Below are 25,446 nucleotides of genomic sequence, written 5' to 3'. Positions count from 1 at the left end.
CCCTCGCTTGTCGGCAGACGACCTCAGCTGGTCACCTTGATGTCCGTCAGGCGGCCGCGCCACTTCCCGTCCGATTGCATCGGCAGATCATCGGTGAGCCACACCAGGAGGTACCGGCTCTGGACAGCCTTGCCCGGCTTGAGTTCCACCGTCGTGCCCGAGCCCTCGGCGACCTTGCGGTAATCATCGAAGGATGTCGGTTCCGCGGCGGCGTCCTCGGGCGCGCCACGCAGTTCGACGGACGTGCTCCCGACGAAGGAGACGGTCACCTTTCCGACCTGCTGGACCTTGCCGAGGTCCACGATGACACCGACCCCCGGCTTGAGGCGGCCGAAGTCGGAACTGAGGTAGTAGTCCGTCTGCCAGTAGGTGGACGTGCTGTCGTCGTAGACGTTCCTTATCTCGGACGGTTTCTCGGACTGGTCGCCGAAGGGGTCGAAGTCCCGGGCACCCACGATGGGTACCGGCTTACCGGCCGCCGGGACCTTTGGGCCCTTGTCGTCGTCGCCGTCCGTCGTCTGGGTCTGGTTCTGGTCGTCCGCCTTGCCGCCCCGCTCCATGATCGCGTCCGCGAGCTGCCAGCTGCCCAGGCCGAGCGCGGCGATGAGCAGGGCGGAGACGCTCCACTTCAGTGCCCTGCCGGTGCGGCTCTGCAGGGGAGGCGGCGGGGTCGGCGCCGGAGCGGTGGCGCCGAGGTGCGGTGCGGGACGACCGTAGGCATCCTGCTGGTAGGCCGTGCGCTGGTACTGGGGAGGGGCCGTGTACGCGGGCTCCGGCGGGCGGATGCGGGGCATCTCGCCGATCGCCTTCACCAGTTCCTCCGGCGTGGTGCACGGGGGCTCGTGGCGGGAGGCGGTGGCGCCGTCGTTGGCGAGTGCCCGCATGGCGAGCTCGGACAGGCCGCGGTGGACACCCGCGCGCACCTGGTCCGGGGGGATCAGCCCGATGTCCTTGGGAAGACCGGCCAGACCGTGGGCGTCGCTCTCGTACGGCCAGCGCTGAGTGAGCGTGGCGTACAGCAGGGCGCCGATGGCCTCCGTGTCGGTGCGCTGAGGTGTGTCGGAACTGATGCCGCGCAGCGCGGCGTTGACGGCGAGTCCGCGGATCCGCCACTGCCCCGTCGACGTCCGCAGCACCGCGGTGGGGCTCAGGCGCAGATGGGCGAGGCCCTCGCGGTGGGCGGCGGCCATGGCGCCCGCGATCTGACTCACCATCTGGTAGGCGTCGTACACCTCCAGTGGGCCGGAGGCGAGCAGAGCGGTCAGCTCGGTGGCGTCGGGGAGCCACTCGTGCACGACGTAGACGATGTCGCTGTCCTCGACGGCGTCGAGGACCTGGACGAAGCGGGGGTCGCCGAGAAGGGCGGAGGAACGCGCCGCGGCCAGTACGGAGCGGGCGCGGGTGTGGTCCGCCGGAAGGATGTGGACCCCGACGGCGCGGCGGAGCTTCTCGTCCACGGCCCGCCAACTGCTGAAGCCGTCCAGACGGGTGACGCACTCCTCGAGGCGGTAGCGTCTGGCGAGCTTGTGCCCGCTGTGCAGTTCGGGAGGCGAGGCCTTGCCGGAATCCTCGCTCGTGGGGTTCCCCTGTGCCTCGTCGCTGTCCGTGTCCCGCTCCCGGTTGTTGGCCACCCCGTCGGCCGTGGACTGGTCCGCCTCCGCGGTCAGCGGCTCATCGCCGCTGTTGTCTGCCACGTCGACGGCAGCTGTGCTCCGTTCCGCCACCGTCGTTCCTGCCTCCCCATTCGATGCGCGCCGACCGGCTCCCGATGCGCGCAGTCCGACGCCGAACCCAATTGTGCCCACAGTCCGCCGCTATGCACGACACACGGCGTCGGACGATGGTTGTGCGCCTACCCCGGGGCTCAGCGTCCCAGGCGTCCGCGCACCATGCCGACCAGCGAGTTGACTTCCTCGATGCGCATTCGGCGGGCAGCGACGAAGAAGACGCCGAACAGGAGCAGCCCGCCGGCCAGCAGCGCGGCGAACGACCCCAGTACGCCCTGGCCGAGCTCACGGCTGATCGCGTAGCAGGCCGCGCCGCTGAGCAGGGCGGCCGGGACGGACGCGATGCACAGCCGGGCGTACGTCCGCAGCACCCGGGCGCCGTCCAGATCCCCGCCGAGCCGCTTGCGCAGCCTGCGCCATGCGACGCCCACGCCGATCACGTAGGCCAGGCCGTAGGAGGCGGCCATGCCGACAACGGCCCAGCGAGCCGGGATCAGGAAGTAACAGAGTCCTGCGGCAGTGGCGTTGACCGCGGCCACGATGACCGTGTTGTAGAAGGGCGTCCGGGTGTCCTCGTAGGCGTAGAAGGCGCGCAGGACGACGTACTGCACCGAGTAGGGGATGAGGCCGAGGCCGAAGGCCATCAGCATGTAGCCCATGTTGGTGGCCGCGCTCGTGCCCGAGGAGCCGAAGATCAGCGTGCACATCGGGATGCCGAGGGCGACGAAGCCGAAGGAGACCGGCACGATCGCGACGGCTGTCGTGCGCAGGCCCTGGGAGATGTCGTCGCGGACCGCGCCGCCGTCTTCCTCGGATGCCGAGCGGGAGATGCGGGGCAGCAGGGCCGCCATCAGGGAAACGGTGATGATGGCCTGCGGCAGGCCCCAGATCAGCTGGGCATTGGCGTAGGCACTGAATCCGGTACCCGCGATGTCGGTGTCCGTGACCGAGGCCGTGGCCAGCTGGGTCACGACGAGGGCGCCCGCCTGGTTGGCGAGGACGAACAGGATCGTCCACTTGGCGAGCATCGCGGCCTTGCCGAGGCCGTGGCCCTTCCAGTCGAACCTCAGTCGCAGCTTGAACCCGGTTTCGCGCAAGTAGGGGATCATCGCCAGGGCCTGGACCACGAGGCCGAGAAGGACGCCGACGCCGAGCAGCCGCTCGCCTTCCGGCGGGATGCTCTCGACCGTCATACCGGAGTCGGCGGCGGTGCCGTAGACCCAGATGAACGCGCCGAGCGTGACGATGATGACGATGTTGTTCAGGACCGGAGTCCACATCATCGCGCCGAACCGGCCGCGGGCGTTGAGGATCTGCCCCATCACCACGTGGACGCCCATGAAGAAGATGGACGGCAGGAAGTACCGGGTGAAGGTGACAGCCGTCTCGTTGGCCGCGGGGTCGGAGGCGACCGGGTTCGACAGCGCGCGGACCAGCAGGGGTGCCCCGAGCATGGCGAGCGCGGTGAGGACCCCGAGGGCGACCATGACCAGGGTCAGCAGCCGGTTGGCGTACGCTTCGCCGCCGTCCTTGTCCTCCTTCATGGCACGCACGAGCTGCGGGACGAAGACCGAGTTGAGACCGCCCCCGACCGTCAGGATGTAGATCATCGTCGGCAGCTGGTAGGCGATCTGGAACGACTCGCCCAGCAGCGCGAGCCCCAGAGCCGAGACGATCATCGCGGACCGGATGAACCCGGTCAGCCGCGACACCATCGTGCCCGCCGCCATCACGGCGCTCGACTTCAGCAGGCCTCCGGCCCGCCCGCTCTTCTTGGGCGCGGCGGCCGGCGCGGCAGCGGGTTCCGGCTCCTGGAGGGGCGCCTCGGCCGCTTCCGGCGTGGGCGCCACCGCGTACTGGCCCGGCGCCGGCGCCGCGTGCTGCTGCCCGGGCGTCGGAGCGGGGCCACCGTACTGGCCGTACGCCGCGGCGTTCCCGTACGGGGCGGGGCCCTGGTTCCCGCCGTACTGTCCCGGCTGTCCAGACCCCGGTGTTCCGTCGTACTGCCCCGGTGCCGGAGCGGGGGCGGGTACGGAGGCGTGGTCGTCGTATGAGGGGTGGCCGCCGCCCTGCTGCTGGTCCCGGAAGAGGTGGGCGAAGGCGTCCGGCTCGTGGCGCTGCTCGCCGGCCTGGGTGACCAGGTCGTCCACACCGACGAACTGGGTGGTCCGCGGGTCGTCGCCGTACGGCAGGTACTGCGTCGGGCCCTCCGGTTCGGGGGCCGGGGTCTGGGCCCAGACGCGCGGGTCGGGGGCGTAGGGCGACTGGGGGGGCTGGGAGTACAGCGGCTGCTGCGGCGGGTACGTACCCGGCGGTGGCGGGGGGTGCGCGGCGCGGTCGTAGAGCGCCTCGGAGACCGGGTCCTGGGCGGAGAGGTCCTGCGCCCGGTAGGGGTCCTGGTCGTAGGCGTCCTGGAGGTACATGTCCGCGGGCGGCTGCGGCGGTGTCTGTCCGGGGTCGGGCGGTGGGCCCTCGGGGTGACCCGAGCCGTCCACGGCCTGACCGCGGTCACCGTCGTACGGCGCGTTCATGGTTACCCCACCTCATCGTCCCGGGCCCACCGGCCACGACATCCTCAACGGTCCACTCTCTCACCCGTGCCGGAAGGGTCGGCGCTTTCCGCTGCGGTGTCCGGTGTCGGGTCACTCGGCTGCTCCGGGTCGCCTGCCCGGGGGCGTGCCTCGGACTCCTCCTTGAGACGTTCGGTGCGGCCTTCCGGGTTCTCCGGACCGTCGTCGGGATTCCGGGAGTTCCCGGAGTCCTCCGCATCGCCTGCTTCACCGTTCTCCGCATCGCGGGCGGCGGCGCGCTTGCGCTGCGTGTACATCCGGAAGCCCGCGAGGACGAGCAGCAGGACACCGCCGCCGATGACGAGCATCACGGTTGCCGTGATCTCGGTGACCTTCACGTCGAAGGTGACGGGCTCGCCGTACATCCGCCCGTCCGCCGTGTACAGCTGGGCGATCACAGTGGCGCGGCCGTTGGCGTTGGCCGACGTGGTGAACTTCACCGACTGGCTGTGGCCGCCGGAGACCGAGATCGGCTGCTCCTCGTAGTCGGAGCCGTCGATCTCGAGGCGTGTCGGGTTGGTCGAGGTGAGTCGCAGGACCAGGGGGCCTACGTCCTGTACCAGGTTGTTCTGCACCGTCACGGGGATGGTCGCGCTGCGGCCGGAGAGCTTCGTCTCCGACTTGTCGATCAGTCTGACCCGCCCGGTGAGCCCGTCGAGGTACCTCTTCACGCCCGAGCGGAAGGACTCCGCCTCGGCGGCCCGGCCTCGCCACGACACGGACATCTCGCGGTTCAGGGCGCGTCCGAAGGGGGTCGCCACCCGGGACGGATCCGACAGGACGACCTTGAAGTTGTCGAGCGTGTCCTGGGTGCGCGCGGTCTGCAGGAACGCCGCGCGGGGCAGCTCCTTCTTACGCAGTGCCGAGGGGTAGGAGGAGGTTCCGGGCACCTCGGTGGTGGCGTCCGGGTCCGGCTTTGCCGTGGCGGCGGACGCCAGCTTCTGGGACTCGGACCACGTGCCGCCCTGCAGGGCCCGCAGCGCCTCGGCCATCGCGCGGGCCTGGTTCCCGGAGGGCATGCGCTGCGGGGCGATGACGACGCTGCGCTGCTCGCCGGTCTGGAGGCCCAGGGCGAGGCTCTGGGCGAGGAACCGCTGGACCGCGAGTGTGGACGCGGAGGCTCTCGTCAGGTCGCCCTCGAACGCCGTGGACAGCCGGGCGTCCGCGACGACGGCCGTCGTACCGCCGCCGATGGGACGGGCCGCGGAGGGCGTGTAGGACAGGCCGTTGTTCTCCCGGAGGCTGTCGCTGCGGGCGATCACCTTGTCGGCGCCCGCCGAGGTGGCGACCTTGACGATCGACCGGTCGACGGCACCGCCCACGGGCCAGGCGAAGTCGGTGCTCGGCTTCACGTGGAGGATCGGCTCGACCGTGTTGTTGATGACGTCCGTGGCGCTCTTCAGCTGGTTCAGCGAGCCGGTGACGTCCGTGCCGTTGTGGGCCAGGGAGGCCAGGTCCGGGTCGGCGAAGGGCAGGGCGACGACCTCCTTGTCGGCCACCGCGTCCTGCAGTTCGGCGAGCCACTGCTTCGCGACCGCCTGGTGGGTGCCGGCGACCGTCTTGTCGCCGTCCCGGACGCGGTAGCTGCCCGTCATCGCGTCGACGGAGGCCAGCAGGTCCGGGTCGACCACCCAGGTGACGTCGAGATCCTTGCCCAGCGTCACCATCTGGTTCAGCCGGCCCCCGGGGGAGATCTCCTCCGCCAGGTCGTCGTTGAGGAAGACCGGCGTCTGTTCCTCGTTCGGCCCCGTCTCGGCGGCCATGTGCGTGGTCGAGATGAGCGGCCACAGGGCCGTCGTCCTGGTCTTGGGGTCGGCCTCGTCGGGCTGCCAGGGCAGGAAGGTCCGCTGGATGCCGAGGATCTGCTCCCACGGCTGCGCGGAAGTCTCCCCCGAGAGCGAGACGGCGAATTCGTAGACGCCGTCCTCGCCCAGGCCCAGGTCGTCGACCGGCACGGAGATGTTGAAGTGCTCGGCGACTCCGGGGCTGAGCTTCGAGAACTTCTCGGTGTACTTGTCGTCGATCTCCGGTGCGACGGACCCCTGGAGGTCGTTGCTGTCCTTGGCGATCGCGTCCAGGGACGAGCGGGTGTTGATCTCGGGACCCAGGCGCAGGCCCACGTGGGCGTCGGTGACGGTCTGCTTGCCGTGGTTGGTCACGGTGCCCGACACGGTCACCGTGTCCCCGTCCGTGGGCGCGGAGGGAGTGAGCGAGTCGACGGCCACGGCCACCGAGCCCGAATCGGCGTCGGCCTTGGCGGCGGCCTGCTCGTCGGCGTGTGCGGAGCCGGCGGCCGGTAGCTGGACCAGGCCCGCCAGCAGCGGCGCCCCGGCGAGCAGCGCCGTGGTGCGCCGTAGCCACCGGCGGGCAGGTGAGGGACTGGTCCCCTGGAAGTCTGCCGCCTCGGCCACGCGCTCGCCCGTCCCTCGTCGTCGTCAGTGGTCGTCGGAATGTGCGTCCACGAATGGTAACGATGCGCGCCGAGGTGAAGTGCCGCGGAGTACGCCACAAGATCCGCCGCCGGGCGAGGCTGCCCCGTATGTGCGCCTATAAAGGGAGCGCGGCGGAAGTGGGGGATTCGGTGTGTGATCAACCCGATCAATGGGGACGCCGGTGTCCACTCGCGCCACGTACCCTCTTCTGTTGTGCCGAACGCCAACGAAGTCAGCCCCAGTGTCCTCAGCCAGGAGCAGCACCGTGCGGTGAGTGAACCGCTGCGGGTCGCCCCTGTCGCCGACGACCTCGCCCGCCGATTCCAGGAGGCCGGGTTCTCTCTTGCCCTGGTCGGTGGCTCGGTCCGGGACGCGTTGCTCGGCCGGCTCGGCAACGACCTGGACTTCACGACAGACGCCCTGCCACAGGACGTCCTGAAGATCGTGCGGCCCTGGGCGGACGCCGTCTGGGAGGTCGGGATCGCGTTCGGCACTGTCGGGGCGCAGAAGAACGCCCGCGTGGGAGACGTTGATCGAAGCTGGCAGATCGAGGTGACCACCTACCGGTCGGAGGCCTATGACCGCACCTCGCGCAAGCCGGAGGTGTCGTACGGCGACTCCATCGAGGAGGACCTGGTCCGGCGTGACTTCACGGTGAACGCGATGGCCGTCGCGCTCCCGGAGAAGAAGTTCATCGATCCGCACGGCGGCCTCGACGATCTCGCGGCGCGTGTGCTGCGCACTCCGGGCACTCCCGAGGAGTCCTTCTCCGACGACCCGCTCCGGATGATGCGGGCCGCGCGCTTCGCCGCGCAGCTTGACTTCGAGGTGGCTCCCGAGGTGGTCGCCGCCATGAAGGACATGGCCGGACGCATCGACATCGTCTCGGCCGAGCGGGTCCGGGACGAGCTGAACAAGCTCATCCTCTCCCCTCACCCACGCAAGGGACTGTCCCTGCTGGTGGAGACCGGCCTTGCCGACCGGGTCCTGCCCGAGCTGCCGGCCCTGCGGCTGGAGAGTGACGAGCACCACCGGCACAAGGACGTCTACGAGCACACGCTCATCGTCCTGGAGCAGGCGATGGCTCTGGAGAACGAGGGCCCCGACCTTGTCCTCCGCCTGGCCGCCCTGCTGCACGACATCGGCAAGCCGCGCACGCGCCGTTTCGAGAAGGACGGCCGGGTCTCGTTCCACCACCACGAAGTGGTCGGGGCCAAGATGACGAAGAAGCGCATGACCGCGCTCAAGTACTCCAACGACCTGGTGAAGGACGTCTCGCGCCTGGTCGAGCTGCACCTGCGTTTCCACGGCTACGGCACGGGCGAGTGGACGGACTCCGCGGTCCGCAGGTATGTCAGGGACGCCGGCCCTCTGCTCGACCGGCTCCACAAGCTGACCCGTTCGGACTGCACGACCCGTAACAAGCGCAAGGCCTCGGCGCTGTCGCGCGCGTATGACGGTCTGGAGGAGCGGATCGCTCAGCTCCAGGAGCAGGAGGAGCTGGACGCGATTCGCCCGGACTTGGACGGCAACCAGATCATGGAGATTCTCGGCGTCCGCCCCGGACCGGCCGTCGGTCAGGCCTACAAGCACCTGTTGGAGCTCCGACTGGAGAACGGGCCGATGGAGTACGACGCGGCGGTGGCGGCGCTCAAGGAGTGGTGGGCCGAGCAAGAGGGCTGAGTCGCGGACCGGGGACATGTTTCACGTGAAACAGGGACCCGGTGACCGAGCGGGAGCGGCGAAGCGCGAGATGCCGAACATGCTCGAGGGGCGGTGTTTCACGTGAAACACCGCCCCTCGAGCATGTTCGTGGAGACGTCCGAGACGTCGAGGACTCTGCCCTACTTCGTGTAATCCTTCAGGCAGAGCAGGAAGTCGGTGCCGCTACCGCTCTCGGTGTACGAGTACTGGAAGTCCTTGGCCTTCTCCGAGCACTTGCTCTCGGCGGTGAGGGCGGAGTAGGAGCCCTCGACCTTGGCCAGCACCACGTACTGGGCCTTCGTGTCGCCGCAGTCGACGACCTCGAGGTCCGGGTCGCTGTCGCTGCTGCTGCCACGGTGCATGCAGTCGCCGACCGCAGCCGTGGTGGCGTCGTCCCGGCTGGCGATGTAACCACCGACGGCGACACCGACGACGACCACGGCGATGACGATGTTCTTGATCATCTTGAACTTGTTGCGGCGGGGAGGCTGCGGCGGCACCGGGGCGTACGGAGCACCCTGCTGGGGAATTCCCGGCTGACCAGGCTGCTGCGGGAAGCCAGGCTGGCCCTGTGCGTAGGGGTTCTGCCCCTGGGGCTGCTGAGGAGCCTGCGGCTGGCCCTGCGCGAACGGGTTGCCCTGGGGCGGCGGCTGAGTGGTCACTGGGGGTCCCCCTGAAAAATAGGCGCGTGTCGCGGACATGGCGCGAGATAAGACGCACGTAAGCTATCGGGTCCCACCGACATCTCTGTAGTCCGGTGGGGCTCTGTGGCACTGATGTGACACTTACTGGCTCTCAAACCGGGCCATAGCTGCCGCAACCACTCCGTAGATCAAGGCGACTGTCACGACCAGCGGTACCGACCTGCCGTCCGGCGGCAGCATCAGTGCGGCCACCCCGGCGGCGCCGACGAAGGCGACGTTGAACAGCACGTCGTACACGGAGAAGATCCGGCCACGAAAGGCGTCGTCGACCGAAGACTGCACCACCGTGTCGGTCGCGATCTTCGCACCCTGCGTCGTCAGGCCCAGGACGAACGCCGCGGCGAGCAGCGGCACCGTGGCGAACGGCAGACCGAGTGCCGGGACCAGTACCGTGGCCGCCCCCGCGCACACCGCCATCCAGCGGCCGGGCCCGAGCCGTCCCGCCGCCCAGGGGGTGATCACCGCGGCCGCGAAGAAGCCCGCGCCGGAGACGCCGAGCGCCAGCCCCAGCAGGGCGAGTCCTTCGTCGGTGTCCGAGGTCAGGGCGTACCGGCACAGCATCAGCAGCATCACCAGCAGGGCGCCGTAGCAGAACCGCATCAGCGTCATGCCCGCCAGCGACCAGGCCGCTTCCCGGCGTGCCGGTGCGGCGAGATGCCGTACCCCCGCCACCAGGTCGCGGGCGGTGCCGGTGAGCGCCGAGGTCAGCCGCGGCGGCACGAGCGTGGGGTCGGGGCCCAGCAGCTCCACGGCGATGCGCAGCGAGGCCAGTGCCCCGCACAGGTACAGGGCGGCCCCGAGCAGCACCACTGCGGCATCGGAGTCCGCGACCACGAGGCGTACGACGAAGGCGAGGCCGCCGCCCGCCGTCGCGGCCAGGGTGCCGGCCGTCGGGGAGAGCGAGTTCGCGATCACCAGGCGCTCCTCGTCCACCACGCGCGGCAGCGCGGCGGACAGACCCGCGAGAACGAAGCGGTTGACGGCGGTGACGCAGAGGGCCGAGACGTAGAAGAGCCAGTCCGGTACGGAGGCGATCATCAGCACGGCCGTCACCGATGCCAGTACGGCACGCAGCAGGTTGCCGTACAGAAAGACCTGGCGGCGGCGCCAGCGGTCCAGCAGGACGCCGGCGAAGGGGCCGATCAGGGAGTACGGGAGCAGCAGGACCGCCATCGCGGACGCGATCGCGGCGGGCGAGGTCTGCTTCTCCGGTGAGAAGACGACGTAGGTGGCGAGCGCGACCTGGTAGACGCCGTCGGCGCCCTGGGAGAGCAGGCGTACGGCGAGCAGGCGCCGGAATCCCTTCAGGCGTAGCAGGACGCGCAGGTCACGGACGACGGCCATGGGGCACAGCCTCACATACGTGAAAGGTCCCCGGGTCATGCGACCCGGGGACCTCCGACGGACCGGAGTCCGCGCTTGTCAGCGCTCGACCTCGCCGGCGATGAACTTCTCGACGTTGGTACGGGCCTCGTCGTCGAAGTACTGGACCGGCGGCGACTTCATGAAGTAGCTCGACGCCGACAGGATCGGACCGCCGATGCCGCGGTCCTTGGCGATCTTCGCGGCGCGCAGGGCGTCGATGATGACACCGGCCGAGTTCGGGGAGTCCCAGACCTCGAGCTTGTACTCCAGGTTCAGCGGGACGTCACCGAACGCGCGGCCTTCCAGGCGGACGTAGGCCCACTTGCGGTCGTCCAGCCAGGCCACGTAGTCGGACGGGCCGATGTGGACGTTCCTCTCACCCATGTCCCGGTCGGGGATCTGGGAGGTGACGGCCTGCGTCTTGGATATCTTCTTCGACTCGAGGCGGTCACGCTCGAGCATGTTCTTGAAGTCCATGTTGCCGCCGACGTTCAGCTGCATCGTGCGGTCCAGGACGACGCCCCGGTCCTCGAACAGCTTCGCCATGACACGGTGCGTGATGGTGGCGCCGACCTGCGACTTGATGTCGTCACCGACGATCGGGACGCCCGCCTCGGTGAACTTGTCCGCCCACTCCTTGGTGCCGGCGATGAAGACCGGGAGGGCGTTGACGAAGGCGACCTTGGCGTCGATGGCGCACTGGGCGTAGTACTTCGCCGCGTCCTCGGAGCCCACGGGCAGGTAGCAGACGAGGACGTCGACCTGCTTGTCCTTGAGGGTCTGGACGACGTCGACCGGTGCCTCGGCGGACTCCTCGATGGTCTCGCGGTAGTACTTACCGAGACCGTCGAGCGTGTGGCCGCGCTGGACCGCGACACCGCTGTTCGGCACGTCGCAGATCTTGATGGTGTTGTTCTCGGAGGCGCCGATGGCGTCCGCGAGGTCGAGGCCGACCTTCTTGGCGTCCACGTCGAAGGCGGCGACGAACTCGATGTCACGGACGTGATAGTCGCCGAACTGGACGTGCATGAGGCCCGGGACCTTGGCCGCCGGGTCGGCGTCCTTGTAGTACTCGACGCCCTGCACCAGCGATGCGGCGCAGTTGCCCACACCGACGATGGCTACGCGAACCGAACCCATTCCGGTTGCTCCCTGTGTGTACGAGTGAGGCCCTGACTGGGCTCTCACGTGGTGGTGTCGCCGGGCGTATCCGGCCGGGGGTCGTCCCCGGGCCGGGGCAGGCCGCCCGTCGCTCCAGATGTCGTGTCCTGTTGAGCGGTCCCCTCCGAAGCGGAACCACGCAGGTCCCGCCCCGCCCGCTCGCTCTCGATGAGCTCGTTCAGCCAGCGCACTTCGCGCTCCACGGACTCCATTCCGTGGCGCTGGAGCTCAAGCGTGTAGTCGTCGAGTCGCTCCCGGGTGCGAGCCAGGGAGGCCCGCATCTTCTCCAGGCGCTCCTCCAGCCGGCTGCGCCGGCCCTCGAGTACGCGCATGCGTACGTCACGCGACGTCTGCCCGAAGAACGCGAAGCGAGCGGCGAAGGTCTCGTCCTCGTAGGCGTCCGGGCCCGTCTGGGAGAGGAGCTGCTCGAAGTGTTCCTTACCGTCGGCCGTCAACCGGTAGACGATCTTGGCTCGGCGCCCCGTGAGGGACGCGGCGGCCTCGTCGATGTTTCCCGGTTCCTCGATCAACCAGCCGTTGGCGACCAGCACCTTGAGGCAGGGGTAGAGCGTCCCGTAGCTGAACGCTCGGAACACACCCAGTGACGTGTTGAGCCGTTTGCGCAGCTCATAGCCGTGCATCGGGGATTCGCGGAGCAGGCCGAGTACGGCGAACTCGAGGATGCCGGAACGTCGGCTCATCGCCGCCTCCTCTCGTCCTTATACCGCGATGATGTATCGATTCGATACATCAGCACGATAGAACGAGCTTCAGCGCGCGACAAGAGGGGGGGTGGTGAACGGGATCACAACAGGGATTCATCGAGTGCAAGTTGCCTGATTTGAGGTGAACTTCGAGGCTCGGGGGTTTTGGCGGTGCGTAGTCTGTGCGCCATGCAGACCACAGGGAACCGAGTGACGCGTGGGGGCGTCCCTGTCCCTGGTGCAGTACGGGTGAATGCGGAAGGGGCCGCATCCGTACTTCGGGGGGACCGGAAACCAGCCGCCTTTACCAGGCGCGCAAAGGTGCGCCTGCCCGAGGAGTAGTCGTTCGATGAGCGAGCACCGTCGCAAACCGCCGCAGCCGCAGGGAGGCGGACGTGCCGCGGCCCGACGCGGCCAGTCCGGCTCGTCCTCCGGCCGCCGTGCGGCACCGCGAGGCGCCACAGGGTCTCCGTCCGGCTCGTACGGTCCGGAGGACGAAGAGCGTCCGTATGGGAGTCGTGCCGAAGCCCGGCGCGCGGCACAGCGGAGCGGAGGCGGTCGCCGCAGAGCGGCCGAACCGGGCCGCAGCGGCCGGCGAGCCGCTCCGACAGCGGCGGCCGGGGCCGGTAGAGCGCGCGCTGCAGCGTCCGGCAAGAAGCGAATGATCGACTACCCGCGCCACGACAAAGACGGATGGCGTCGCTGGATGCCCTCCTGGAAGCTTGTCTCGGGGGTGTGCATCGCGTTCTTCGGCGGCGCGGTGGCCGCGGCGGGGCTCGCCTACTCCATGGTGAGCATCCCCGTCGTCAGCGAGACCGCAACGGCGCAGAACAACGTCTACTACTGGGCTGACGGCAGCCAGATGGTCGCCACCGGCGGCGAGCGCAACCGGCAGAGCGTCAATCTGGCCCAGATCCCCCTGGCGATGCGCAACGCGGTCATCTCCCAGGAGAACAAGACCTTCTACGACGACAGCGGCATCGACCCCAAGGGCATCGCACGTGCCGTGTTCAACATGGCCAAGGGCGGCGATACGCAGGGTGGGTCCACCATCACCCAGCAGTACGTGAAGAACGCGATGCTCAATGACCAGTCGCAGACGATCTCCCGCAAGGTCAAGGAGATCTTCGTCTCGATCAAGGTCGGAGCCGAGGAGCCGAAGGACGTGATCCTCGAGGGCTACCTGAACTCCGCGTACTACGGCCGCGGTGCCTACGGCATCCAGGCGGCCGCGCGGGCGTACTTCAACGTGGACGCCGTCGACCTCAATCCCGGCCAGTGCGCCTTCCTGTCGGCGATGCTCAAGGGCGCCACGTACTACGACCCGGCGGGCGCGAGGTCGATCGACCCGGCGGCGACTCCGGAGGCGAACAGGGAGCGCGCCCAGCGGCAGATGCAGGACACGCTCGACAAGATGGTGGAGTACGGGCACCTGAGCAAGGAGGACCGCGCCAAGTACACGGAGCTCCCCCAGGTGGAGAATCCGCGGTCGAACTCCCAGCTGGGCGGCCAGATCGGCTATCTGGTCGACCTCGCCAAGGCTTCCGTGATCAAGACCGGCAAGGTCACGCAGAAGCAGTTGGAACAGGGCGGGTACTCGATTCACACGACCTTCGAGAAGAAGAAGGTCGAGGAGCTCGAGGCCTCGGTCAACAAGGTCTACAAGAAGAACATCGATCCCGAGAAGCGCCCCAAGACCGATACCCACGTGCAGTTCGGCGGGGCGTCGGTGGACCCGGAGACGGGTGCCATCAGGGCCATCTACGGCGGGCAGGACGCGACCAAGCACTTCACCAACAACGCCGACGTGACCGGTGCCCAGGTCGGTTCGACGTTCAAGCCGTTCGTGCTCGCGGCGGCGATGAAGTGGGGGGTGCGCGATCCCGAGGGCGGTGAGATCCAGCCTCAGGACGAGCGCACCGTCGTCTCCCCGAAGAGCCTGTACAGCGGCAAGAACAACCTCAAGATCAATAACTACGACGGGACGATCTGGGAGAACGAGAAGGGCGAGCAGTGGCGCCAGGAGAATGACGGCAAGGATTCGGTCGGTGATCCACCGGACTACAAGATCGATCTTCGTGAGGCCATGCGCCTGTCGGTGAACTCCGCCTTCGTGCAGCTCGGCATGGACGTGGGCCTGGACCAGGTGAAGGAGGCCGCCGTCGACGCGGGGCTCCTGGAGGGCAGTCTGGCGGGCTCCGGCTATCCGTCCTTCTCCATCGGTGTATCGGACCCGAGTGCCATCCGCATGGCGGGCTCGTATGCCACCTTCGCGGATAGCGGCAGGCAGCGTGAGCCGTACTCCGTCACCAAGGTGACGAACAAGACCGGCACGGTCTACACGCACACGGTCAAGACCAAGCAGGCGTTCACCGCAAAGGTCGCGGACAACGTCACGGATGTCCTGAAGACCGTCGTCGAGGACGGAACGGGTACCAACGCCCAGTTGTCCGGCCGTGAGGTGGCCGGTAAGACCGGTACCACGGACGGCAACAAGTCCGCCTGGTTCGTCGGCTACACGCCGCAGCTCTCGACCGCGATCAGCATGTTCCGCTACCCGGACGACGAGACCATCAAGGACCGCAAGTTCCTGCAGATGTACGGAACGGGTGGCGAGAAGAAGATCCACGGAGCGTCCTTCCCGTCCGTGATCTGGCAGGACTACATGGAAGACGCGCTGAAGGGAACCAAGGCGGAGAAGTTCCCGAAGCCGGAGCCCATCGGCGAGGTCATCAACGACACCCCGCCGCCGAGCCCCTCTCCCTCTCCCTCCCAGACGGAGGAGGAAGAGACCAGCCCGTCGCCGTCGCCGTCGCCCAGTCGGAGTGAGACGAGCCCCTCGCCGTCGCCGAGCGACACCTGTGGCGTCTTCGAGTTCAACTGTGAGGACGGCGACAACAGCGGCAACGAGAACGCCGGCAACGAGAACGGTGGCTCGGAAGGCAGTCCGTCACCCTCGATTTCGCCCAGTGGGACAGGGGAAGAGGACGACAGCAGAGGCAACCAGAACGGAGGCGGCGGCTTCATCGCCGGCCAGAACGGTTAGCACGCCGGAATATCCGGCATGGGTGTTTCACGTGAAACGCCCGCAAGTTTCACGTGAAACAGGGGCCGCCGCATCCACGAGGGTGCGGCGGCCCCGCCGTATTCCCAGGTGCGTACGGCAGGATGTGCCCCATGCCCAGTGCAGAATCGACGCCAGCGAGCGTGCACGAGCCGGACCCGGTGCGGCCGACCAGGGAGGACGCGGTCGCCGCGGCCGGCAGCGAGTTGATCGGCGGCCCTCTCGGCCGGCGTGCCCTGCTCGGGACGTCCTGGTGGACCCCCGTGCGGGTGATCGCGCTCGTGGCGATCGGCATGTTCGCCCTCGGCTTGGTCCAGAAGGCTCCCTGTTACAACGGCGCCTGGTTCTTCGGTGCCAGCTCCCAGTACACGCACGCGTGCTACTCGGACATCCCGCACCTCTACCAGGGGCGCGGTTTCGTCGACGGTCTCGTGCCGTACTTCGACAAGCTCCCCGGCGACATGGAGTACCTCGAGTACCCGGTGCTGACCGGAGTGTTCATGGAGGTCGCGTCCTGGCTCACACCGGGCAGCGGCACCATCCAGGACCAGGAGCAGTGGTACTGGATGGTCAACGCCGGGATGCTCATGGTGTGCGCGGCCGTCATCGCCGTCTGCGTGACCCGCACGCACACCCGGCGCCCCTGGGACGGTCTGCTGGTCGCCCTCGCGCCCGCCTTCGCCTTGACGGCGACCGTCAACTGGGACCTGCTGGCGGTCGCCCTGACGTCCGCCGCGATCCTGATGTGGTCCCGGGGCCGTTCGCTGGCCTTCGGCGTCCTGCTGGGCCTGGCCACGGCCGCCAAGCTCTATCCCTTCCTGATCCTCGGCCCGCTGCTCGTGCTGTGCTGGCGTGCGGGCAAATGGCGGGAGTTCGGAAAGGCTCTCGGGGGTGCGGCCGTCGCCTGGCTCGTGGTGAACCTGCCGGTGATGCTCTTCGCGTTCGACGGCTGGTCGAAGTTCTACACGTTCAGCCAGGAACGGGGCGTCGACTTCGGGTCCTTCTGGCTGATCCTGGTCCAGAACACCGACAACCCGCCCAGCACGGAGACCGTCAACACCCTCGCCATGCTCCTGATGCTGCTGTGCTGCGGCGGCATCGCGGCACTCACCCTGGTCGCTCCGCGGCGACCGCGGTTCGCCCAGCTCGCCTTTCTGATCGTCGCGGCGTTCATTCTCACCAACAAGGTCTACTCACCGCAGTACGTGCTGTGGCTGGTGCCGCTGGCCGCACTGGCCCGGCCGAAGTGGCGCGACTTCCTGGTCTGGCAGGCGTGCGAGGTGGCCTACTTCCTGGGCATCTGGATGTACCTCGCGTACACGACCAGCGGCGACGCCCACAAGGGACTGCCGACGGACGGCTATCACTGGGCCATCGGTATCCATCTGCTGGGAACGCTGTTCCTGTGCGTCATGGTCGTGCGGGACATCCTGATGCCGGACCGGGACCCGGTCCGGAGAAAGGGAGACGACGACCCGTCGGGTGGTGTGCTCGACGGTGCGGAGGACGTCTTCGTCCTGGGGCCCGCGGCTGACACCGCGCAGCCCGCGGCGCACTTCGAGGGGCCACGGGTGAGGTGGGGGGCAAGACAGCAGACAGGTGGTTCGCTCTGAGCGAACGCGCGAAAGGCCGTACACGGAGACGACGTGTACGGCCTTTCGCGTAGCGGACGGACTAGCGGTCGAGGATGCGGTCGAACTGCGTGGTCGTGTGCCGCAGATGGGCCACCAGCTCGTCACCGACCTTGGGCTCCGGCGCGTCCGAGGGCACGAACAGGATCGAGACCTGCATGTGCGGCGGCTCCGCGAACCAGCGCTGCTTGCCACCCCAGACGAACGGCGCGAGATTGCGGTTGACCGTGGCGAGACCGGCCCGGGCGACGCCCTTGGCGCGCGGCATGACGCCGTGCAGCGCCTTCGGGGCCTCCAGACCCACCCCGTGCGACGTACCGCCCGCCACGACCACCAGGAAGCCGTCGGAGGCCGCCTTCTGCTGCCGGTAGCCGAAGCGCTCGCCCTTGGCGACGCGCGTGACGTCCAGGACCGCGCCGCGGTACTCGGTGGCCTCGTGGTCCCCCAGCCACAGCCGGGTGCCGATCCGGGCTCGGAAGCGGGTCTGTGGGAACTGCTGCTGGAGCCGGGCGAGTTCGTCCGCCTTGAGATGGCTGACGAACATCGTGTGCAGCGGCAGCCGGGCCGCGCGCAGCCGGTCCATCCAGCCGATGACCTCCTCGACGGCGTCCGAGCCGTCCGCGCGGTCGAGCGGCAGATGGATGGCGAAGCCCTCCAGCCGGACGTTCTCTATGGCGGCGTGCAACTGCGGCAGGTCCTGCTCGCTGATGCCGTGCCGCTTCATCGAGGACATCACCTCGATGACCACGCGCGCACCCACAAGGCCGTACACGCCGTCGACGGACGACACCGAGCGCACGACGCGGTCGGGCAGCGGTACGGGCTCCTCGCCGCGCCGGTACGGCGTCAGGACCAGCAGGTCACCGCCGAAGAAGTCCTTGATCCGGGCGGCCTCGTACGTCGTGCCGACGGCCAGCACGTCCGAGCCCAGCCGCGTGGCCTCCTCCGCCAGCCGCTCGTGGCCGAAGCCGTAGCCGTTGCCCTTGCAGACGGGGACCAGCCCGGGGAACTGCTCCTGCACGTGCTTGTGGTGCGCCCGCCAGCGCGCGGTGTCGACGTAGAGCGTGAGCGCCATGGCCGGACCTGGGACCTTTCTCGTGGCTGCGGTGTGCTGCGGTGTGCTGCGGTGTGTCGAGGTGCGGTGTGTCGAGGGGAGCCTGGGTGGGGCTGCGGGAGCCGCTACCGACGCTACTGGAGCCGGGGCGCGTCGGGCAGTGGGATCAGCGTCGCGACATGTAGATGTCGAGCGCCTTGTGGAGCAGCTTGTTCAGTGGGAAGTCCCACTCGCCGAGATACTCGGCCGCCTGCCCACCCGTGCCGACCTTGAACTGGATCAGGCCGAAGAGGTGGTCGCTCTCGTCCAGTGAGTCGGAGATGCCGCGCAGGTCGTAGACGGTGGCGCCCAGGGCGTAGGCGTCGCGGAGCATGGCCCACTGCATCGCGTTCGAGGGCCGGACCTCGCGTCCGATGTTGTCGGAGGCGCCGTAGGAATACCAGACGTGTCCGCCGACGACCAGCATGGTCGCCGCCGACAGGTTCACCCCGTTGTGCCGGGCGAAGTACAGCCGCATGCGGTTGGGGTCCTCGTTGTTGAGGGCCGCCCACATGCGCTGGAAGTAGGACAACGGACGCGGGCGGAAGTGGTCGCGCACGGCCGTGATCTCGTACAGGCGCTGCCACTCCTCGAGGTCGTGGTAGCCGCCCTGGACGACCTCGACACCGGCCTTCTCGGCCTTCTTGATGTTGCGGCGCCACAGCTGGTTGAAGTTCTTGTGGACCTCTTCCAGCGAGCGGTTGGCCAGCGGCACCTGGAAGACGTAGCGGGGCTGGACGTCGCCGAAGCCGGCGCCGCCGTCCTCGCCCTGCTGCCAGCCCATGCGGCGCAGCTTGTCGGCCACCTCGAAGGCGCGCGGCTCGATGTGGTCGGCCTCTATGTCGCGCAGCCGCTTGACGTCGGGGTCCTGGATGCCCTTCTTGATGGACGTGGCGTCCCAGCGCCGGATGATCACCGGCGGGCCCATCTTCACCGAGAAGGCGCCCTGCTGCTTGAGGTGCGCCAGCATGGGCTCCATCCAGTCCTGGAGGTTCGGCGCGTACCAGTTGATGACCGGGCCCTCGGGGAGGTAGGCGAGGTACCGCTTGATCTTGGGCAACTGCCGGTAGAGGACCAGACCCGCGCCCACCAGCTCACCGGTCCGGTCGTCGAACCAGCCGAGGTTCTCCGAGCGCCATTCCGCCTTGACGTCCGCCCATGCCGGGACCTGCATGTGACTCGCCGCCGGCAGGCTCTGGATGTAGGCCAGATGCTGCTCGCGACTGATGGTCCTCAGGGTCAGGCTCATTCGGGGCGCTCCTCGGGCTGGTGTGTCCCCATGGGTACAGGGGCTCCGGCTCTCGCGCGAAGCCTACTGCGCCCTGTGAGCGCCCCGTCCGGCGTACGGGTGGAAGGAGGTGCCCGGCGGCCGGGATGGCCGGGCTGCGGGCCGGGCTCAGCCCAAGAGCCCACCGTGGTTGATGCCGAAGAACAGACCGAGCGCGGAGGCTCCGAGGCCCACGACCAGGCCGAAGCGCTCACGCGTCGTCTCGGAGACGAACTGGCCGTACCCGCCGGTCAGGACACCGAGGAGCCCGGCCCAGGACGTCAGGACGTGGAGTCCCCGGAAGCTCGCGGTGGCGAGGGCGAGGACGCCGAGCACCAGGGTCACGGCCAGCAGCGTGTCCTGGAGGGGGTGCGGTTTGCCGTCGGTGGCCAGCAAGCCGGTCCGGGGCTTGGCGGGTCGCATGATCTGTGCCATGGGGAACCTCCTGCCGCAGGCAGTGTGTCTTCGCCCTCACATCCGCTGAGTATCGATTGTGTCCCCTCACCGCCGGATTTCAACCGCAAGCCGGTGGCCGGGTACTCTGTACCTTCTGCACTGGTGTCCTCTGCCGTCCACGGCCGGGCCGCCTCCTCGGAGGAGGCCCGATTGTCAGTGGGTCCTGGTTTACTCGTTGATACCGGTGCCAACGCATCGCAACCCTCCTGCCACGGAACGACCGTGGCCGCTGAGTCCAAAGGAGGTGGGTTCCACATGCGTCACTACGAGGTGATGGTCATCCTCGACCCCGATCTCGAGGAGCGTTCTGTCTCCCCGCTGATCGAGAACTTCCTCTCTGTCGTCCGTGACGGCGGCGGAAAGGTCGAGAAGGTCGACACCTGGGGCCGTCGTCGTCTCTCGTACGAGATCAAGAAGAAGCCCGAGGGCATCTACTCGGTCATCGACCTGCAGGCCGAGCCTGCGGTCGTCAAGGAGCTCGACCGCCAGATGAACCTGAACGAGTCGGTCCTCCGGACCAAGGTCCTCCGTCCCGAGATGCACTGAGCCTTCCGCTCAGCCGATCCCGGGATTCGAGTAGCAGCACAAGCAGCCAGCAGCAAACCCGCCGAGAGGTTCCCCCATGGCAGGCGAGACCGTCATCACGGTCATCGGCAATCTTGTCGACGACCCCGAGCTGCGCTTCACCCCGTCCGGTGCGGCCGTCGCGAAGTTCCGTGTCGCGTCGACCCCCCGCACCTTCGACCGTCAGACGAACGAGTGGAAGGACGGCGAGAGCCTCTTTCTCACCTGCTCGGTCTGGCGTCAGGCGGCGGAGAACGTCGCCGAGTCGCTCCAGCGAGGCATGCGCGTCATCGTGCAGGGCCGGCTGAAGCAGCGGTCCTACGAGGACCGTGAGGGCGTCAAGCGCACGGTCTACGAGCTGGACGTCGACGAGGTCGGCGCCAGTCTGCGCAGCGCCACGGCCAAGGTCACCAAGACCTCGGGCCAGGGGCGCGGTGGCCAGGGCGGTTACGGCGGCGGTGGCGGCCAGGGTGGCGGCGGCTGGGGCGGCGGCCCCGGCGGTGGCCAGCAGGGCGGCGGCGCTCCGGCCGACGACCCCTGGGCGACCGGCGCTCCCGCCGGTGGCCAGCAGGGTGGTGGCGGTCAGCAGGGCGGCGGCTGGGGCGGTGGCTCCGGCGGCGGTGGCGGCTACTCGGACGAGCCCCCCTTCTAGACGGGCTCTACCCACACTTCTTGATCACACAGGAGAAACATCATGGCTAAGCCGCCTGTGCGCAAGCCGAAGAAGAAGGTCTGCGCATTCTGCAAGGACAAGGTCACGTACGTGGACTACAAGGACACGAACATGCTGCGGAAGTTCATTTCCGACCGCGGCAAGATCCGTGCCCGCCGCGTGACCGGCAACTGCACCCAGCACCAGCGTGACGTCGCCACGGCCGTGAAGAACAGCCGTGAGATGGCGCTGCTGCCCTACACCTCCACCGCGCGATAAGGGAAGGGTGACCGACTCATGAAGATCATCCTCACCCACGAGGTCTCCGGCCTCGGTGCCGCGGGCGACGTCGTCGACGTCAAGGACGGTTACGCTCGCAACTACCTGATCCCGCGGAAGTTCGCCATCCGCTGGACCAAGGGCGGCGAGAAGGACGTCGAGCAGATCCGTCGCGCTCGCAAGATCCACGAGATCCAGACCATCGAGCAGGCCAACCAGATCAAGGGCCAGCTCGAGGGCGTGAAGGTCCGCCTGGCCGTCCGCTCCGGCGACGCCGGTCGTCTCTTCGGTTCCGTCACGCCGGCCGACGTCGCTTCGGCGATCAAGGCCGCCGGTGGTCCCGAGGTCGACAAGCGCCGCATCGAGCTGGGTTCGCCGATCAAGACCCTGGGCGCCCACGAGACGTCCGTGCGTCTGCACCCCGAGGTTGCCGCCAAGGTCAGCATCGAGGTCGTCGCGGCCTGAGCACTGCTCTCGCTGAAGCGATGAGATGGGGCCGCATCTCCCGACCGGGAGATGCGGCCCCATCTTCGTGGTGGCGTTTCTTGAGCGTCGCCTCTTAGGCCCTCTCTTCCATGGCCTCGCACGGCCGCGTTTCACGTGAAACATCGTGTTTCACGTGAAACCGTCAGCGCGCCGCGCCTGTGACGATCCAGCGACCCGATCGTGTACGCAGCCACAGCGTCACCAGGCGCATGGCCATCATCAGTGTCATGGCCGCCCACAGGGCAGTGAGCCCGCCGCCGAGCGCCGGGACGAGCAGCGCCACAGGAGTGAAGACCGCCAGGGTGAGCAGCATCGCCCAGGCGAGGTACGGGCCATCGCCCGCGCCCATGAGGACCCCGTCCAGGACGTAGACCACTCCGCAGATCGGCTGCGAGACGGCCACGATCACCAGAGCGGGCAGAGCGGTCTCCTTGACCGCGGAGTCTCCGGTGAAAAGGGGAAGGAAGGCCGGGCGTGACAGCACGACGAGCAGGCCGAGCCCGATGCCGACCGCCACGCCCCACTCCACCATCCTGCGACAGGCATCGCGGGCGCCCTGCGCGTCGTCGGCTCCCAGGTAGCGCCCGATGATGGCCTGGCCGGCGATGGCGATGGCGTCCAGGGCGAAAGCGAGCAGACTCCACAGAGACAGGATGATCTGATGGGCCGCGATGTCGGCGTCGCCGAGTCGGGCCGCCACGGCTGTGGTGATCATGAGGATCGCCCGCAGCGAGAGGGTGCGAACCAGCAGCGGCACGCCGGCCTGGGCGGAGGCCCGGATACCCGCGATGTCGGGGCGCAGCGAGGCGCCGTGTCGGTGCGCCCCGCGGACCACCACCCAGAGGTACACCGCGGCCATGCCGCACTGGGCGATGACGGTACCCCAGGCGGAGCCCGCGATCCCGAGGCCGACGCCGTAGACGAGTACGACATTGAGGATGGCGTTGGCCACGAAGCCGGCGATGGCCACGTAGAGGGGAGTCCGGGTGTTCTGCAGCCCTCGCAGGACGCCGGTCGCGGCCAGCACGACGAGCATGGCCGGGATGCCGAGGGCGGAGATCCGCAGATATGTGATGGCGTACGGAGCCGCGGTGTCGGAGGCGCCGAAGAGTTCGACGAGGGAGGGGGCCGTGGGCAGGACGACGGCTATGACGACGGCGCCGAGCAACAGCGCCAGCCAGATGCCGTCCATGCCCTGGCGGATCGCGGATGGCAGGTCGCCCGCGCCGACTCGCCGGGAAACGGCCGCCGTGGTGGCGTAGGCGAGGAAGACGAAGACGCTGACGGCTGTGGTGAGCAGAGCCGAAGCGATGCCGAGTCCGGCGAGCTGTGCGGTGCCGAGGTGGCCGACGATCGCACTGTCGGCCATGACGAAGAGGGGCTCGGCGACGAGAGCGCCGAAGGCCGGGACGGCCAGCGCGACGATCTCGCGGTCGTGTCGGCGCCGGACGGTCCGGGAGCGCGCGGAGGCCAGTGTCATGAGCACCAATCTAACCGTCCACAGGTAAGAGATGCAACGCCTTAGGGGTCCTTACGTCCGGTCTCGTGGTGTGTACTCCTGGGCACAGTTAGAAGCGATCTTGATCCGACCGGCCAAGTTTTTCTTCTGCACAGGGGGTGGACGACAAAAGAGCAGATCAGAGCGGTTACGCCGGTGGGGACGAGGGCTTGTTCACAGGGCTGTCCACCGGGTCGTGCACAGGTTTCGCGGGGTTCTCCACAGCATCCGGCCGCTCGTCCACATGGCCTGTGGATAACCAGATTGGCTGACGGTGCCGACAGGCCTACGGTGGTCCGGCGCCTGCTCCGTCCACCGGCTTGTGAACCATCACAAAACCGACGCGCCACAACCGGAGTTGGGCGTCTTATTTGTCAGTGCCGTGCCGTAGAAATGAGGGGCACGGCGAGGTCCGCTCGGCGGACGGGAGGAGGTGGCTCGGTGAGCATTTCCGAGCCCTTGGACGACCCGTGGGCCGACAGCGGTCCCAGTGATCGTCTGCCTGCTTCCCGCCGCCGCGGTGACGGGGGCCGCAGCCGTGACGAGCAGCACGAGCGCGGTCCGGACAATGCCGCCTGGGACGGCGGCGGACCGTCGTTCGAGCGGGTGCCGCCGCAGGACCTGGATGCCGAGCAGTCCGTTCTCGGCGGCATGCTCCTGTCCAAGGACGCCATCGCCGACGTCGTCGAGATCCTCAAGGGCCACGACTTCTACAAACCGGCCCACGAGACGGTTTATCAGGCCATCCTCGACGTCTACGCCAAGGGTGAGCCGGCCGACCCCATCACGATCGCCGCCGAACTCACCAAACGCGGTGAGATCAACAAGGTCGGCGGGGCTTCCTATCTGCACACCCTCGTCCAGACCGTGCCGACGGCCGCGAACGCCGCGTACTACGCGGAGATCGTGCACGAGCGTGCCGTTCTGCGCCGCCTGGTGGAGGCCGGCACACGGATCACGCAGATGGGATACGCGGCCGACGACGACGTCGACGAGATCGTCAACCGCGCCCAGGCCGAGATCTACGCCGTCACCGAGCAGCGCACCAGCGAGGACTATCTGCCGCTCGGCGACATCATGGAAGGCGCGCTCGACGAGATCGAGGCGATCGGGTCGCGCAGCGGCGAGATGACCGGTGTGCCCACGGGGTTCACGGACTTCGACTCGCTGACCAACGGCCTGCACCCCGGCCAGATGATCGTCATCGCCGCGCGTCCCGCCATGGGCAAGTCGACGCTCGCGCTGGACTTCGCGCGGGCCGCCTCGATCAAGAACAACCTCCCGAGCGTCATCTTCTCGCTCGAAATGGGGCGCAACGAGATCGCGATGCGTCTGCTGTCCGCCGAGGCCCGTGTCGCGCTGCACCACATGCGGTCCGGCACGATGACGGACGACGACTGGACCCGCCTGGCCCGCCGGATGCCGGACGTCTCGGCCGCCCCGCTCTACATCGACGACTCCCCGAACCTGTCGATGATGGAGATCCGCGCCAAGTGCCGCCGTCTCAAGCAGCGCAATGACCTCAAGCTGGTCATCATCGACTACCTCCAGCTGATGCAGTCCGGCGGTTCCAAGCGTGCCGAGAGCCGTCAGCAGGAGGTCTCGGACATGTCCCGTAACCTCAAGCTCCTGGCCAAGGAGCTGGAACTCCCGGTCATCGCGCTCTCCCAGCTGAACCGTGGCCCCGAGCAGCGCACCGACAAGAAGCCGATGGTCTCCGACCTGCGTGAGTCCGGCTCGATCGAGCAGGACGCCGACATGGTCATCCTGCTGCACCGTGAGGACGCCTACGAGAAGGAGTCACCGCGCGCGGGCGAGGCCGACCTGATCGTGGCCAAGCACCGTAACGGTCCGACGGCGACGATCACCGTGGCCTTCCAGGGGCACTACTCACGCTTCGTGGACATGGCCCAGACCTGATCCCCCGGTGTAGGTTCTCAAATCCCGTGTCATTTTCTCAGTCGCAATGTCATCTGATTGGCCGAACTGACATGGGATTGAGAATCGCTGGCCACTGCCTTCACTCGTTCGGCTGGCCTTGCCTTAGGTCCGGCGTGGGAGCCTCGCACGGATGCGAACGTAGCGCTCG

Annotated in this window: 19 protein-coding genes; 8 read left to right on the top strand and 11 right to left on the bottom strand. The window is 68.3% G+C overall.

Annotation, left to right across the window (positions count from 1 at the left end; translation table 11 throughout):
- Positions 1 to 23: 23 nt before the first annotated feature.
- From ACZ4V1_RS11265 to ACZ4V1_RS11255, 3 genes are all read right to left on the bottom strand, one after another.
- A complete protein-coding gene (locus tag ACZ4V1_RS11265) occupies positions 24 to 1,724 on the bottom strand; it encodes a protein kinase family protein (protein WP_468332821.1) in 1,701 nt (566 codons plus the stop codon).
- 140 nt (positions 1,725 to 1,864) lie between these two features.
- Positions 1,865 to 4,258, bottom strand: coding sequence for a murein biosynthesis integral membrane protein MurJ (murJ, locus tag ACZ4V1_RS11260; protein WP_468332818.1), 2,394 nt, complete (start codon positions 4,256 to 4,258; stop codon positions 1,865 to 1,867).
- Between the two features lie 44 nt (positions 4,259 to 4,302).
- Complete coding sequence (locus tag ACZ4V1_RS11255) at positions 4,303 to 6,708, bottom strand: DUF6049 family protein (RefSeq protein WP_468332815.1); 2,406 nt, start codon at positions 6,706 to 6,708, stop codon at positions 4,303 to 4,305.
- A 234-nt stretch (positions 6,709 to 6,942) separates the two neighbouring features.
- On the opposite strand from ACZ4V1_RS11255, the gene ACZ4V1_RS11250 reads away from it, so the two are divergent.
- The gene (locus ACZ4V1_RS11250) at positions 6,943 to 8,412 is read left to right on the top strand and encodes a CCA tRNA nucleotidyltransferase (RefSeq protein WP_468332812.1); all 1,470 of its coding nucleotides are present in this window, start codon (positions 6,943 to 6,945) and stop codon (positions 8,410 to 8,412) included.
- A gap of 161 nt (positions 8,413 to 8,573) precedes the next feature.
- Here the strand turns inward: ACZ4V1_RS11250 and ACZ4V1_RS11245 are convergent, their stop codons facing one another.
- The 4 genes from ACZ4V1_RS11245 to ACZ4V1_RS11230 form a co-directional block, all read right to left on the bottom strand.
- Positions 8,574 to 9,134 (bottom strand): LppU/SCO3897 family protein, encoded by a 561-nt coding sequence (locus ACZ4V1_RS11245; RefSeq protein ID WP_468332809.1) that lies wholly within the window; start codon positions 9,132 to 9,134, stop codon positions 8,574 to 8,576.
- An 84-nt stretch (positions 9,135 to 9,218) separates the two neighbouring features.
- On the bottom strand, positions 9,219 to 10,481 hold the full coding sequence (locus ACZ4V1_RS11240; protein ID WP_468332806.1) for an MFS transporter: 1,263 nt from the start codon (positions 10,479 to 10,481) through the stop codon (positions 9,219 to 9,221).
- Positions 10,482 to 10,559: 78 nt separating this feature from the next.
- Complete coding sequence (locus ACZ4V1_RS11235; protein ID WP_468332803.1) at positions 10,560 to 11,642, bottom strand: inositol-3-phosphate synthase; 1,083 nt, start codon at positions 11,640 to 11,642, stop codon at positions 10,560 to 10,562.
- Between the two features lie 44 nt (positions 11,643 to 11,686).
- Positions 11,687 to 12,364, bottom strand: coding sequence for a PadR family transcriptional regulator (locus ACZ4V1_RS11230; protein WP_468332800.1), 678 nt, complete (start codon positions 12,362 to 12,364; stop codon positions 11,687 to 11,689).
- A gap of 664 nt (positions 12,365 to 13,028) precedes the next feature.
- Between ACZ4V1_RS11230 and ACZ4V1_RS11225 the strand changes: the two genes are divergently transcribed.
- Positions 13,029 to 15,413 (top strand): transglycosylase domain-containing protein, encoded by a 2,385-nt coding sequence (locus tag ACZ4V1_RS11225; RefSeq protein WP_468332797.1) that lies wholly within the window; start codon positions 13,029 to 13,031, stop codon positions 15,411 to 15,413.
- Positions 15,414 to 15,535: 122 nt separating this feature from the next.
- Positions 15,536 to 17,044, top strand: a complete 1,509-nt coding sequence (locus ACZ4V1_RS11220) for a glycosyltransferase family 87 protein (protein WP_468332794.1) — start codon at positions 15,536 to 15,538, stop codon at positions 17,042 to 17,044.
- A gap of 61 nt (positions 17,045 to 17,105) precedes the next feature.
- On the opposite strand, the gene ACZ4V1_RS11215 is transcribed toward ACZ4V1_RS11220, so the two are convergent.
- From ACZ4V1_RS11215 to ACZ4V1_RS11205, 3 genes are all read right to left on the bottom strand, one after another.
- A complete protein-coding gene (locus ACZ4V1_RS11215) occupies positions 17,106 to 18,137 on the bottom strand; it encodes an alanine racemase (protein ID WP_468332791.1) in 1,032 nt (343 codons plus the stop codon).
- A 145-nt stretch (positions 18,138 to 18,282) separates the two neighbouring features.
- Positions 18,283 to 19,404: a peptidoglycan bridge formation glycyltransferase FemX gene (gene femX / locus ACZ4V1_RS11210; protein WP_055422120.1), complete on the bottom strand. Its 1,122-nt coding sequence runs from the start codon at positions 19,402 to 19,404 to the stop codon at positions 18,283 to 18,285.
- Positions 19,405 to 19,551: 147 nt separating this feature from the next.
- A complete protein-coding gene (locus tag ACZ4V1_RS11205; protein WP_468332787.1) occupies positions 19,552 to 19,857 on the bottom strand; it encodes a hypothetical protein in 306 nt (101 codons plus the stop codon).
- 276 nt (positions 19,858 to 20,133) lie between these two features.
- On the opposite strand from ACZ4V1_RS11205, the gene rpsF reads away from it, so the two are divergent.
- The 4 genes from rpsF (at position 20,134) to rplI (ending at position 21,838) form a co-directional block, all read left to right on the top strand.
- The gene (rpsF, locus tag ACZ4V1_RS11200) at positions 20,134 to 20,424 is read left to right on the top strand and encodes a 30S ribosomal protein S6 (protein ID WP_003975025.1); all 291 of its coding nucleotides are present in this window, start codon (positions 20,134 to 20,136) and stop codon (positions 20,422 to 20,424) included.
- 76 nt (positions 20,425 to 20,500) lie between these two features.
- Entirely contained in the window at positions 20,501 to 21,094 is a 594-nt protein-coding gene (locus tag ACZ4V1_RS11195; protein ID WP_468332784.1) for a single-stranded DNA-binding protein, read from the top strand.
- Positions 21,095 to 21,136: 42 nt separating this feature from the next.
- The gene (gene rpsR / locus ACZ4V1_RS11190) at positions 21,137 to 21,373 is read left to right on the top strand and encodes a 30S ribosomal protein S18 (protein WP_003949403.1); all 237 of its coding nucleotides are present in this window, start codon (positions 21,137 to 21,139) and stop codon (positions 21,371 to 21,373) included.
- An 18-nt stretch (positions 21,374 to 21,391) separates the two neighbouring features.
- On the top strand, positions 21,392 to 21,838 hold the full coding sequence (rplI, locus tag ACZ4V1_RS11185; RefSeq protein ID WP_395577390.1) for a 50S ribosomal protein L9: 447 nt from the start codon (positions 21,392 to 21,394) through the stop codon (positions 21,836 to 21,838).
- A gap of 163 nt (positions 21,839 to 22,001) precedes the next feature.
- Here the strand turns inward: rplI and ACZ4V1_RS11180 are convergent, their stop codons facing one another.
- Entirely contained in the window at positions 22,002 to 23,339 is a 1,338-nt protein-coding gene (locus ACZ4V1_RS11180; RefSeq protein WP_468332780.1) for an MATE family efflux transporter, read from the bottom strand.
- Positions 23,340 to 23,798: 459 nt separating this feature from the next.
- Between ACZ4V1_RS11180 and dnaB the strand changes: the two genes are divergently transcribed.
- On the top strand, positions 23,799 to 25,277 hold the full coding sequence (gene dnaB, locus ACZ4V1_RS11175) for a replicative DNA helicase (RefSeq protein ID WP_055422115.1): 1,479 nt from the start codon (positions 23,799 to 23,801) through the stop codon (positions 25,275 to 25,277).
- Positions 25,278 to 25,446 lie beyond the last annotated feature (169 nt).

Source organism: Streptomyces sp. NPDC028991 (genome assembly GCF_055564775.1).
This window is presented reverse-complemented; position numbering and strand designations above follow the sequence as displayed.